Here is a 12,969-nt window from a genome sequence, read left to right on the forward strand (position 1 = left end):
ATGAAAGGCTTTGCCAAGTCATCATAAAATGGCATAGTTGGCCCCAACTCACAGACGAAAATACGGGAATCATCATGGGGCAGGACCATATCCGCTACGACATCTTGGCACAGGACGCGCTTCGCGGCGTGATCCGCAAGGTCCTGTCGGAAGTGGCCGCCACCGGTTCCCTGCCTGCCGATCATCACTTCTTCATCACCTTCCTCACCGAAGCCCCGGGCGTGCGCATCTCGCAGCACCTGAAGTCGAAATATCCCGAGCAGATGACCATCGTCGTCCAGCACCAGTTCTGGGATCTGAAGGTCTATGACGGTTATTTCGAGATCGGCCTGTCGTTCTCCGACAAGCCGGAGAAGCTCACGGTCCCGTTCAGCGCCGTGCGCGGCTTCTATGACCCGTCGGTGAATTTCGAACTCGAATTCGACGTCTCCCTCGCCGAGGAGGCCGAAGGCGGCGCCGAGATCACCGCCTATCCGGAACAGCAGGCGACGGAGATCCAGATCGTCTCCGTCGAAAAGACCGAGGGCGAGGCCGAGGCAAAACCCGCCGGCGGCTCTGTCGTGTCCCTCGATTCCTTCCGCAAGAAGAACTGAGGCACCTCAGTGGCGGCCGATGTCATCAATCTGAGACAGGCCCGCAAGCAGAAAGCCCGCGCGGAAAAGGAACAGACCGCCGCGGAAAACCGCGCCCAGTTCGGCCGCGCCAAGCACGAAAAAGCCGTGACCCGCGCGCTCAATGCCAAGGTCGAGAAGGCGCTCGATCAGGGCAAGCTGGAAAAGCCGGAATAAGGGTTGGACGCATCCGGGCGGCACATTCGCGTTAAATACAGAGGCTCCCGGAAGTTACAGAAATTGACGAATGTCAATTACTTGGCGCGATTACCTGAATCTGATTCAAAACATGAAGTCGCCTGAATCTGTTTTTCAGCAGTTGCCGCAAACCACCGCCGATCACCGCCGCTGGATGCCGATCACCTTGCCGATATGCTTGGTCCGCGGCAGCGTGCGGTGGTAGCGCAGCATGGTCTGGATATCACCTGTGACTTGCTCGGAAAAGCGCACCACGCGCGGCGTATCCCGCGCGGCAGTGAGGTCGACATGCAGCAGCAGGCTCTCCGACGTCGCCGAAAGCCAGCCGTCGGAGTGAAAGAGTTCCTGGTAGATATGCAGGCTCTTCGCATCGGCATCGAGCAGCCGGAAGCTGGCCCGCACCTCGGCGCCCGCCTTCAGTTCCCTGAGATAGGTCACATGCGCCTCGGCCGTCACCAGCGTCTTGTCCTCGGCCTGCCTATAGGCCTCGCCGAGCTTCAGGATGTCGATCGCCGTATCCGACGCGCGATCGAACAGAACGTTGTAATAGGCCATGTTGAGATGGTCGTTATAGTCGATCCATGCATCCTCGACCGTCATGAGTTGGCTGATGATGGGGGTATCGAAATGCACGGGGTCGGACATCGCGGGATAGATTCTCCGGCTGGACAAGGTAGCCTATCTGGCACATTACTTCGCACGAATCCAAATACAAAGCGTTGAAAATTCAAGGCAGGAACAATGGGTATTTCCGGAATCCGTCTGGGCGAGCGCAACGAGGAAGGGCTGAAATCGGCCACATCCGTCCTCAAGCAGATGTATGGCGAGCGTTTCCAGACCGGCCAGGCCATCCGCGCCCAGCACGCCCATACCACGACATGGGTGCCGCCCCAGCTTCCCGATGGCGTGCTGTTCGTGGAATCGAAGGACGATGTCCTGAGCGCAGTCCGCATCGCCAGCGAATATCGCGTGCCCCTCATTCCCTTCGGCACCGGCTCCTCGCTCGAAGGCCAGGTCAATGCTCCCTCCGGCGGCTTCTCGCTGGATTTCTCGCGCATGAACCGGCTTTTGGAGGTCAATGTCGAGGATCTCGACTGCACCGTCGAGCCGGGCATCACCCGCGAGGAACTCAACGTACAGCTTCGCGACACCGGCCTGTTCTTCCCCATCGACCCCGGCGCCAATGCCTCGATCGGCGGCATGACGGCAACCCGCGCCTCCGGCACCAATGCCGTGCGCTACGGCACGATGAAGGACAATGTGCTGGCCGTCACGGCAGTCACATCGGATGGCGAGGAAATCCGCACCGCCCGCCGTGCCCGCAAATCATCCGCCGGCTACGACCTCACGCGTCTCTTCGTCGGCTCCGAAGGCTCTCTCGGTGTCCTCACATCGATCACGCTGAGACTTCAGGGCATCCCGGAGCAAATCGCCGGCGGCTATTGCAGCTTCCCGACGGTTCGTGAAGCCTGCGAGGCCGTGATCATGACCATCCAGCTCGGCATTCCCGTCGCCCGCATCGAACTGATGAACGCGCTGCAGGTGCGTGCCTGCAATGTCTATTCAGGCCTCTCGCTCCCCGAGGCACCGTCTCTGTTCCTCGAATTCCACGGCTCGCCGGCTTCGGTGAAGCTCCAGTCCGAAGCCTTCGGCGAGGTCGCCACCGAAAATGGCGCGAGCGGCTTCGTCTGGTCAACCAATCCCGAGGAGCGGGCGAGGATCTGGAAGGCTCGCCACGATGTTTACTGGTCGGCCAAGGCGCTGAGGCCCGGCGCCAATGCCATAGCCACCGATGTCTGCGTGCCGATTTCGCGGCTTGCCGAATGCGTCTCCGCCACCGAGGCCGATATCGATGCGCATGGACTGATAGCCCCGATCGTGGGACATGCCGGCGACGGCAATTTCCACGTCTCGCTGGTGATCGACGACCAAGATCCCGTCGAGGTCGCAGGCGCCGAAGCCTTCATCGCCCGCCTCAACGCCCGGGCGCTCGAAATGGACGGCACCTGCACCGGCGAACACGGTATCGGCCAGGGCAAGCAGGAATTCCTCGAGGGCGAACTCGGCGGCTCGGTCGAGATCATGCGCCGTATCAAGCGCAGCCTCGACCCGCTCAACATCTTCAACCCCGGCAAGATCTTCGCGCTGGACTGAGGCGCATTGGCGCTTGCGCCACGGGGGAAATCCCCTAAACCTAGCACGGACCTGTTTGGGAGTTGAATCGTGCTCGGGCGCATTTTCGTAGTCATTGGCGGGCTCATCGCGATCGTTCTGTTCGCGGCCCTCCTTGCGCCCTTGTTCATCGACTGGACGGATTTCCGTCGTGATTTCGAACAGCAGGCAAGCCGCATCATCGGCAAGAAAGTCGTCGTCCATGGCGATGTCGATGCCCGCCTCCTGCCCTTCCCCTCGGTCACCATGAACGATGTCCGTGTCGGCGAGGATTCGAGCGGCGAGGCGCTCGTCACCGCCGAGCGCTTCTCGATGGAATCCGAGCTCGCGCCCTATCTCTCGGGCGAGGCGCTGATCTACAACATGCGCATCGAGAACCCGAAAATCCGCCTCAAGCTCACGGGCGATGGCACCTTCGACTGGGTCAAGACCGGCACGCCGGAGATCCCCGCCTCCAATGTCGTGCTCGAACATGTCACGGTGGTGGACGGCGACGTCCTGTTCATCGACGAGCAGACCGGCCGCAACCGTCACCTGACCGGCCTTGACATGGAGCTCTCGGCCAAGACCCTGGCCGGTCCGTGGAAAGTCGCCGGCAAAGGCGCGATCGACGGCCAGACCGGCAGTTTCGTGATCAACACATCGACGCCTGACAAGGGCAGGATCCCGCTCAAGGTCCGACTGTTGCCAGACAATCCCTCGCTGGTGGCCGAGATGGAAGGCGTCATCGGGCTCACGGATTTCAGGCCGGAATACAAGGGCGTCTTCAACATCCGCGAGAAATTCCGCACCGAAACCAACGCCGAGAATGCCAACAATCCGGACCTGAAGTCGGCAGCACCCCGCATCGCGGGCGAATTCGAACTGCTCAACGACCGCCTGCGCATCCCCAAATACGAATTCAAGATGGGCGACCCCGTCGACCCCTATATCGTCAACGGCGAGGCGACGATCGATGCCGGCCGCAAGCCTGAATTCCTGGTCAAGGCGGAAGGTCATCAGATCGATATGAGCCGCTTCGGCGGCAATAGTGAAGGCACAACCGATGCCACCGCGATCCCCCTCTCCGACCGCATCCGCGCCTTCCTGACACTCGCCGCCGACATCCCGGTCCCTAACCTGCCCGGCAAGGCCAGCATCCGGCTGCCGGGGCTGGTGGCGGGCGACACGACCATCCGCGACATAAGGCTGGAAATGCAGCCGGCCGAGGATGGCTGGCAGATCGACGAGGCCGAAGCGCAACTGCCCGGCCGCACAACACTTTCGGCCAAGGGCAAGCTGACACTGATCGGCGGCCAATCCTTCGAAGGCGACCTCCTGCTTGCCTCCAACCAGCCGTCGGGCTTTGCCGAATGGGTCACCGGCTCGGTGCCTGATGCGATCCGCAAGCTCAAATCGGCCGGCTTCTCCGCCGATGTCAGCCTGACGCCGGAGCTTCAGCGTTTCGAAAAGCTTGAGATCGGCTTCGGTGCCGCCAAGCTCAAAGGCCGGCTGGAGCATGAATCGAAGGGCGACGAGACGCCGTCGCTGTCGCTCGATCTGGCAGGCAACGCCTTCGACCTCGACACGATGCTGGCGCTCGGCGGTCTGCTGACGGGCGAAGCCAATACCGGCTCGCTGTTCGACCATCGCATCGCGGCCCGCCTGAAGGTCGACGAATTCCGCGCCTTCGCGCTGAACGCGACGGGTCTCGACGCAACCTTCACTATTGCCAATGGCGCGCTCGGCGACGTCCGGGCCTCGGTCAAGGATTTCTACGGCACGGCACTCGATATCCAGGGCGGCGTCGCCGATCTCACCGGTTCGCCGAAGGGCGGGGCAAAAATAGCGCTGAAGGCGACCGACCCCTCCACCTTCTTCCGCCTGCTCGCCGACCGGCTGCCCAAGCATCCCGCACTCGACCGCCTCGCGGCCAATGCGCAATATTACGAAGGCAGCGATTTCGCACTCGACCTCAAGCTCGGCCTCGGCGACTGGCCGGTCGAGGCCAAGCTCACCGGCATTGCCCATGGCAGCCGCTTCACCGCCAATCTCGCCAGCCAGACGCTCAACCTCGCCGATCCGCAAGGCCTGACCTTCGATGCCTCGATCGAGAACCCCGATGCCTGGGTCATGCTCGGCCAGGCGGGCTTTTCGACGATGCAGTTTGATGCCGACCAGGATGGCCTGCTCAGCCTGAAGGTCGAACAATCCGCGGATGCGGATCCCCAGATCGGGCTGAAATATTCCTCCGCCACCACCACGATCGAGGTCGATGGTTCCGCCCGCCTCGACGCCGCCAATTTCCTCGACGGATCCTATGCGATGACCATCGATAGCGGCGACATCGCACCTTACCTCATCATGACGGGCATATCGCTGCCGCAACTGGCCGATGGTCTCTCGCTCAATGCCAGCGCCAGCCTCTACGCCACGCCGGACGGCATCAGCATCGACGGCCTCAAGGGCAGTGCCGACAATAACACCTTCGCCGGCCTGCTCAGCCTCGACCGCAAGGCCACTGAAACCCGCTTCGGCGGCGAACTGACGCTGTCAATGATCGATTTCGGCTGGCTAGCCGAGGCGGTCTACGGGCCGATCACCGAACCGCTCACCAGCCAGCTTTCCCGCATCGACGTGCCGAAGATCGCGGGCCTCCCCGTCAATGTCGATCTCTCGCTCGCCACGGGCGAATTCCATCTCGGCGCGCTCGGCGACATCAAGAATTTCAACGGCAAACTCAAGTCCGATCGCGGCAAGATCGAAGTGAGCGAGGCCACCGGCAAACTCGCCGACGGCAACTTTTCCGGCCATGCGGAACTCGGCAATCTCGACGGCAATGCCTATCTGCGCACTCAGATGAAGTTGACAGGCGCGACGCTCGCCACCGCCTTCTGGCATTATGACAAGAAGCCGACCGCCTCCGCGCGCTCCAACCTCACCTTCGCGCTTGATACGACGGGCACCAGCGCGGTCAAGATGCTGGAAAGCGCCACCGGCTCGGGCACGCTCGGCCTCACCGACCTTGCCATCCGTGGCCTTGACGGCAAGGTCTTGCCAGCCTTCCTCAAGGCGGCGGACGCCGTGGATGGCGAACTCACCGAGGCGGCCGTGAAGCCCGCCATCGAGACAAGCCTTCTCAATGGCAGCACCAATATCGGCAAGCTGGACATCCCCTTCAACATCGCCGGCGGCAGGCTGCGCGCCGCCAATATCGCCGGCAGCAATGCCGAGCTTGGTTTCGAGGGTGAAGCGGATATCGGCCTTCTCGACGGCGATATCGCAGCCAGCATCGGGCTCGTCTTCAAGCCGGGCGAAGACGCGCTTACCGGCGCCGATCCCTCGGTCCGGCTCGGCTGGGAGGGTCCGCTCGCAGCCCCGCATCGCACGGTGGATATCACCGCGCTCACCAGCTTTCTCTCGCTGCGCAAGTTCGAGCAGGAGCGCCGCCGGGTGGAAATCCTGCAGGCCAACATCGCCGAGAAGCAGCGCCTGCGCCGGGAAGCCTCGCTCTACCGCTATCTCGACGCCGAGCGCCAACGGATCGAACAGAAGCGCATCGACGATGCGCGCCTTCTCGATCAGGCGCAGGAGGCGCTGAAAGCCAAGGCGCAGGCCGACGAAGAGGCCCGGCGCAAGGCCGAACTAGAGAAGCAGGAGAAGTTGGAGAAGCAGGAGAAACCTGCCGACGACAATACGAGCGACACAACACCGAGGCTCGATTTGTCGCCGGATGTGCTCAATCAGTAGAGGCTCGGCAATGTGCTCGGCAGAGCGATCTGTGGCAGATGTAACAACGGAAGAACCACAGATGCGTCAGAATCACCTGCAGAGTTGACCCACTCGGGTGGGTGAACCACAAAACGGCACGCCTGTGGGCGGACAGACCAGAAGAGTCTCGCCCGGAGGACATGGCGAATCCGAATCGCTGGATTGCAGCGCTGAGATGATCAGCCTGACCTCTTTCATCTTGCTCAAGTCTCCAGCATAGGAATTCTTGCCCATAGAACTATCGAAAGTCGTGGTACGGACCGCGTCATTTGTCGCGCCTCGAAGCTCTGCGATTGAAACGCTTCTCACCGCTCCAAAATGCGATTGACGCGGCGGCTGAGATTTGCACGTCCACGCTCGATCGCGGTCTCGGTGACGCTCTCCATGAGCAGATCCGCAAAAGGATTGCCGGTTACCGTTCCGCGAATCTGAAATTGCTGATTTACAAGTGCATTAGCGATATTCTGGTGAAATAGTGCTCTTATTCCTTCGCCGATTTTGTAATTTCTATAACTGCCGCGCCAGTTATTTACCGCCTCATCGAAGACGCCACGGAGGTTACGAAGGGCTGAGGAGTTCAGATTAGAATAGGATTTCAATAAGGCGCGTTCGGCCGGATTAGAAATACCTGAAAATTGGCGGTTCATGAGGATGGCCTCCGACGCCAGCAACTGAGCTACGTGCCAATCCGCACTTTGCTGACGCTCCTCACCGATCCGAGTCCTATCGTTTTTCAGTAATAGCTGGAGATTTGTTACGGAATCGTGGGTATCAAAGAAATAAGACCTCGTTACGTCGTCCAGAGATTCCGACGCAGCGTCGAGAATCTCGTCTGACGTCGCGGCAATCGCAAGCTGCTCAGCACCTTCGGCGATTGCGCTCGCGTGCTCCCTCGCCTCGGCAAGCTGAAATGTTACCCAAGATCGGCCGGCGGGCGCGGAGGAAGTTAAGAATGTGAATGAAGAAAGAAAAGCGCAGACTATTGCAGCATAGTTTATGAATGGCTGAAGTGCGAGATAGATAGACGCTAGCTTCGCACTCACTCTTACAGCGCTGATCCCGTAGGACCGCATGTATGATATGAATGTCATTATCGCCATGGCTATCAAGGCAACTAACCAAGGTGGTGGCAGATATGCCGATATGTGATCATGGGCCGACGCGCGATAGCCGTCGATCGCTTCGAGCGATCCAATAGATGCTCCGTTCCAGTAATAAATCGACAGAAAGATAATGGCCGATGAAAGTATACAACCAACAACTATGCAACTGAGAACCAATGCCCTGAACTTCGAGATTAATGTCTTCACAAAGACAAAATCGTACGGGTAGGTTTTGTCTAAACGCCAAGCTATCAAAGCAAGCAAAATATAGCTGGCCGACAGGAGTGCTGTGAAGGCGTATATTGACATGCAACATATCCTACAAATAGACAACTTTAACGTATATTAATCAATCTACACAATCAAGGTGGAAAAATATGCCCAGCGAGATTAAGTATTTACGAAGCTTGCTCGTTGCGTGTGACAACTTCCCTCAACACATACACCCTCAGCGCCGATGACAGGTTATAACTGTCCGGCCGGCCGTCATCGACCTCAGCGATCAGCGATGCCAGCGATTTTCCGCGCCGGGCGGCAATGTCCTTGAGTGCAGTGAAGAAGTCCTCCTCCAGCGAGAAGCTCGTCCGATGGCCGTGGAGCGAGACGGAATATTTGCGCACCATGGCCCGCGACCGCTACTGCGCGGCGGTCGGGATGAGCTCTTCCTCGAGGCTCATCCGGTTGCTGTTGGCGGCTTCCATCTCGCGTGTCAGCCGCTCTTCCTCATGGGCATGGGGCTTGGCGAAGCCTGCGAACATCTGGTAGGCGACGGGCGTGATGTAGAGTGTCACCAGCGTCGCCATGCCGAGGCCGCCGACGATCACCCAACCGAGCGCCACGCGGGCTTCGGCACCGGCACCGGCCGCAAGCGTCAGCGGCAGGCCGCCGAGAATGGTCGCGATCATCGTCATCATGACAGGACGCAGCCGAATGCGGCAGGCATTGCGGATCGCCTCGCGGACGCTCTGGCCTTCATCGCGCAATTGGTTGGCGAATTCGACGATCAGGATGCCGTTCTTGGCCATGATGCCGACCAGCATGACCAGTCCGATCTGGCTGTAGATGTTGATCGTCTGCCCGGTCAGCATCAGTGCGAACACCGCGCAGGCAAGCCCCAGCGGCACCGTCGTCATGATGATAACAGCCGAGACGAAACTTTCGAACTGCGCCGCCAGCACCAGGAAAATGATGACGATGGCGAAGCCGAACACGATCATCATGCCCGAGGAGTTCTGGTTGAGCGTGGCAGCCTCCGAAAGCGGCAGGACATTGACGCCCTCGGGCAGGATTTCGCGCGCCGTCTGCTGCGTAAACGCCAGCGCGTCGCCCAATCCCGTTCCCTCCTTCAGCGATGCCGTGATGCCGACGGAGCGCTGCTGGTTCTCGCGCGACAATTGCGGCGGGATCGACCGCTCCTTCAGCGTCGCGACCGCCGACATCGGCACGAAACGGCCGTCCCGCGTCTTGAGGAAGATGCTCTCGAGATCCTTCGGATCGTTGATCGGATTGTCCGACGAGACAAGCGTGATGTCGATGCGGCGGCCATCGACGAACACGTCGCCGATGCTGGTGCCGGCGAGCAGCGCCTGCATGGCCTGCGCCAGCCCCGTGATATCGACGCCGATATCGGCCGCCTTCTCCCGATCGATATCAACGGAGATCTGGGCCTGCGTCGGGTCGTTGTCGAGCCGCACAAGATCAAACCGGCCGCTGGCATTCAGCGCGTCGATCATCTTCTGCGCCTGCTCGTAGAGCACGTCGTAGTCGTTGCCGGTCAGCGCGAAGTTGAGGCCGGAGCCCGCGCCCCTGATACCGAGGCTGTTCGGCTGGATGATATTGGCCTGCAGCGCCGGTGCAACGCGCAGTGCCTTGCGTACATCCTCGGTGATCGCGATCTGGTCGCGCTCGCGCTTTTCCCACGGCGCCAGCGTCAGCACCATGAAGCCCGAATTGGACGAGCCGCCCTGGCCGCTGATGGTGAAGACATTGAGCACCTCGCCGGACTTCACCAGCGGCTGCAACGCGTCCTCGACCTTGCGCAGTTGCGATTCGGTATAGGCGAGGCTCACACCCTGCTGGGCGCGGGCGCGCACGAGAATGGTCGAGCGATCCTCCTTCGGCGTCAGTTCCTGGCCGAGCGAGAAATACACCGCCACCGAGGCAAACAGCATCAGCACCGAAACGGCGACCACGATGCCCGGCACGGCAAGCACCGCGGCCAGCGTCTTCTCGTAGACCTTGGCGAAGATGTTGCCGAGGAAGCTCATGATGCCATGATGTTCCTCGACATCGTGCGCGCCCAGCATGCGCGACGCCAGCATCGGGCAGAGCGTCAGCGCCACCACGCCCGAGAGCATCACCGCGATTGCCAGCGTGAAGCCGAATTCGCGGAACAGCCCGCCGGCCTCGCCGGGCAGGAAGGCGAGCGGCACGAAGACCGCCGCAAGCGTAATGGTCGTGGCAACGACAGCGAAGAACACTTGTGTCGTGCCGACCACGGCGGCCGCGCGCGCGCCCATGCCCTGGGCACGGTAGCGCACGATATTCTCAAGCACCACGATCGCGTCGTCGACGACGAGGCCGGTCGCCAGCACGATGGCGAGCAGCGTCAGGATATTGACCGAGAAGCCGGCGAGATAGATCGCCGCCAGCGTGCCCACCAGCGCCACTGGCATAGTGACGGTCGGGATCAACGTGGCGCGCAGATTGCGCAGGAAGAGGTAGATGACGCCGACGACGATGACGACGGACAGCACCAGTGACAGCACCACTTCGTGGATCGCGCCGCGAATGAAGCTCGCGTCGTCGCTTGTCACCCGCATCTCCATGCCCTTGGGCAGGGTCTTGGAGAGCTCGTCCACGACCTTCCTTATGCCGTCGGAAATGTCGAGCGTGTTCGACTGCGCCTGGCGGATGATGCCGAGGCCGACGCCTGATATGCCGTTCGAGCGCATGGTCGACGTACCGTCCTCGGCGCCCAGCGTCACATTGGCAACGTCGCCGAGACGAACCTTGCCGTTGATGATGAGCGATTCGAACTCCTGCGGCGTCGTGATGTCGGAACTCGCACGCACCACGATATTGGTCGAACTGCTTTCGATCGTGCCCGCCGGCACGTCGAAGGCCGCGGTCGACAGCGCGGTGCGGATATCCGCCACCGTCATGCCGCGGCTGGCGAGCTTGGCCTGGTCGAGATCGATGCGGAAGCTCTTCTGCTTGTCGCCGAAATACTGCACGTCGGCGACGCCTTCGACCGAGGCGAGCCGGTTTTCGATCACGTCCTCGATATAGACGGTCAGGTCCTCGGCCTTCATGGTCGACGAGGTCACCGCGATGCGCAGCACCGGCTGGGAATCGGCATCCGCCTTGATCACGCGCGGCGCGATCGTGCCGTCGGGCAGGTCGTCGGTCACCCGCGCGAGCGCATCGCGCACGTCGGCGGCGGCCACCGCCAGATCGGTCGTGTCGGAGAATTCCAGCGTCACACGGCTGTTGCCGAAGGCCGAAACCGAGGATACCGATTTCAGGCCCGTCACGCGCGCCACGGCGCCTTCGATCGTGTCGGTCACCTCGCGGTCCATCGTCTCGGGCGATGCGCCGTCGAGATCGGTCCGGACCGTGATCACGGGCCGGTCGATCGAGGGCAGTTCGCGCACCTCGATGCCGTTGAAGGCCGCGAGGCCCGCCACCACGATCAGCGTATTGAGAACCAGCGCCAGGATCGGCCGCCGCACGAAAAGCGAGGCGGAGAAGGCTTCCTTGATGCGACCACCCGGGCTCAAGGTTTCACCGTCCCTTCGGCATCCGCCACCTTGTCGTTCTTCTTGTCTTCACCGAAAATCTTGACGGTCGCGCCGGCCTTGAGCTGCTGCAGGCCCTCGATGACGATCCGGTCGCCGGGCTTGACGTCGCCATCGACCAGCACGTCGTCCTGATTGCGCTGGATGATCGCCGCCGAAACGCGCTCGACCTTCTTGTCCGCATTGACGCGCCAGACATAGGAGCCGGTGCTGTCCCACTGAATGGCGAGCGGGCTGACCGAAGGCCACATATCACCGGGAAGGTTGACGACGACCTCGAAGGACTGGCCGGCGCGCAGGTCGTCGCCCTGGTTCTCGATCACGGCACGCACATGCAATGTGCGGCTCGCCGGATCGATGCGGTTGTCGATCGCCTCGATCTTGCCGGGAAAGCTCTTGCCCGGCCGCGCGATCGGTCGCGCCGCGACCTCCTGGCCTTCCTTGATCAACCCCGTGAACCGCTCCGGCACCCAGAAATCGACGAGCAGCTTCGAGCGGTCGTCCAGCGTCACCAGAGGCGTGCTCACAGTCACGTAGTCACCGATTTCGACATTGACGATGCCAGCGATACCGTCGATCGGCGCGCGTACGATGCGCCGCTGCAGCGCAAGCTCCGCCGCCGAGGCGACCAGCCTCGCGGTCTCCACCGCCGTCTGCGTATCCTGGTAATCGGCCTGCGAGATGATCTTCTTGAGGTCTTCGTTACGCGTCATCTTGTTGGTGGCGGCCTGCAGCGCGACTTTCGCGGTCTGCGTCGCGATCTTCTCGACATCGTCGTCGAGCGTGGCGATCACGTCACCTGCCTTCACGCGCTGTCCGGACTTGACCATCAGTTCGGCGATCTGCCCGGAGACAAGCGGCGTCACTGCGACCGAGCGGGCCGCATCACCATCGCCGATGGCGCGCAAGCTGTCGTTGATCTTGCCTTTTTCGGCCGCCTTTACCACCACGGTCTGGTCGCGGTTGCCTCCGCGGCGATTACCTTCTTCAGGCGCCTTCGCCGTGGGCGTCTCGCGGGCCACGAGGTGGATCATCGTTTCCGGTACGCCGACCTGGCGCGCAAGCGTTGCCGATCCCGGCATGAAATGCATCAGGATCAATGCACCCACGACGAGAAAAACAAGTCCTGTCAGCAACTGGGTTACGATTCGCATACAATTCTCCGGCCCAAACCAGTGTATCTCGCTCCCCCGTGTGCCTAACAAAACCTCTGGGCGGAGGTTGGGCGAGGGATTTTCGCCGCTGACGAGGAGCCGACCGCAGTCGATGCATAGCCATCGGCGAGGATCGGCGACGACGTGAGCGGCGAAAAGCACCGGCCAACCGACCCCACGG

At 61.4% G+C, this 12,969-nt stretch carries 9 protein-coding genes; 4 read left to right on the forward strand and 5 right to left on the reverse strand.

The window, feature by feature from the left end; genetic code table 11:
* The first annotated feature begins 74 nt into the window (after positions 1 to 74).
* Together IHQ71_RS15875 and IHQ71_RS15880 are read left to right on the forward strand one after the other, a co-directional pair.
* Complete coding sequence (locus IHQ71_RS15875) at positions 75 to 593, forward strand: SspB family protein (protein WP_258157429.1); 519 nt, start codon at positions 75 to 77, stop codon at positions 591 to 593.
* A gap of 9 nt (positions 594 to 602) precedes the next feature.
* Positions 603 to 788 carry a DUF4169 family protein gene (locus IHQ71_RS15880; protein ID WP_258157430.1) on the forward strand — a complete coding sequence of 62 codons (186 nt, stop codon included), beginning with the start codon at positions 603 to 605 and terminating at the stop codon, positions 786 to 788.
* A gap of 162 nt (positions 789 to 950) precedes the next feature.
* Here IHQ71_RS15880 and IHQ71_RS15885 read toward each other — a convergent pair whose 3' ends face one another.
* Positions 951 to 1,454, reverse strand: a complete 504-nt coding sequence (locus tag IHQ71_RS15885; protein ID WP_258157431.1) for a thioesterase family protein — start codon at positions 1,452 to 1,454, stop codon at positions 951 to 953.
* 96 nt (positions 1,455 to 1,550) lie between these two features.
* Here IHQ71_RS15885 and IHQ71_RS15890 point away from each other — a divergent pair, with 96 nt between their 5' ends.
* Both IHQ71_RS15890 and IHQ71_RS15895 read left to right on the forward strand, forming a co-directional pair.
* On the forward strand, positions 1,551 to 2,963 hold the full coding sequence (locus tag IHQ71_RS15890) for an FAD-binding oxidoreductase (RefSeq protein WP_258157432.1): 1,413 nt from the start codon (positions 1,551 to 1,553) through the stop codon (positions 2,961 to 2,963).
* A 69-nt stretch (positions 2,964 to 3,032) separates the two neighbouring features.
* Positions 3,033 to 6,710 (forward strand): AsmA family protein, encoded by a 3,678-nt coding sequence (locus IHQ71_RS15895; protein WP_258157433.1) that lies wholly within the window; start codon positions 3,033 to 3,035, stop codon positions 6,708 to 6,710.
* 326 nt (positions 6,711 to 7,036) lie between these two features.
* Here the strand turns inward: IHQ71_RS15895 and IHQ71_RS15900 are convergent, their stop codons facing one another.
* The 4 genes from IHQ71_RS15900 to IHQ71_RS15915 all read right to left on the reverse strand — a co-directional run bounded on the left by IHQ71_RS15900 (position 7,037) and on the right by IHQ71_RS15915 (position 12,788).
* Positions 7,037 to 8,143 (reverse strand): hypothetical protein, encoded by a 1,107-nt coding sequence (locus IHQ71_RS15900; protein ID WP_258157434.1) that lies wholly within the window; start codon positions 8,141 to 8,143, stop codon positions 7,037 to 7,039.
* Between the two features lie 89 nt (positions 8,144 to 8,232).
* Positions 8,233 to 8,457, reverse strand: coding sequence for a ribbon-helix-helix domain-containing protein (locus IHQ71_RS15905; RefSeq protein ID WP_258157435.1), 225 nt, complete (start codon positions 8,455 to 8,457; stop codon positions 8,233 to 8,235).
* A gap of 12 nt (positions 8,458 to 8,469) precedes the next feature.
* Positions 8,470 to 11,616 carry an efflux RND transporter permease subunit gene (locus IHQ71_RS15910; RefSeq protein WP_258157436.1) on the reverse strand — a complete coding sequence of 1,049 codons (3,147 nt, stop codon included), beginning with the start codon at positions 11,614 to 11,616 and terminating at the stop codon, positions 8,470 to 8,472.
* Entirely contained in the window at positions 11,613 to 12,788 is a 1,176-nt protein-coding gene (locus IHQ71_RS15915; protein WP_258157437.1) for an efflux RND transporter periplasmic adaptor subunit, read from the reverse strand. The genes IHQ71_RS15910 and IHQ71_RS15915 overlap by 4 nt, the downstream gene beginning before the upstream one ends.
* Positions 12,789 to 12,969 lie beyond the last annotated feature (181 nt).

The organism is Rhizobium sp. TH2, from assembly GCF_024707525.1.
Classification (GTDB): Bacteria; Pseudomonadota; Alphaproteobacteria; order Rhizobiales; family Rhizobiaceae; genus Rhizobium_E.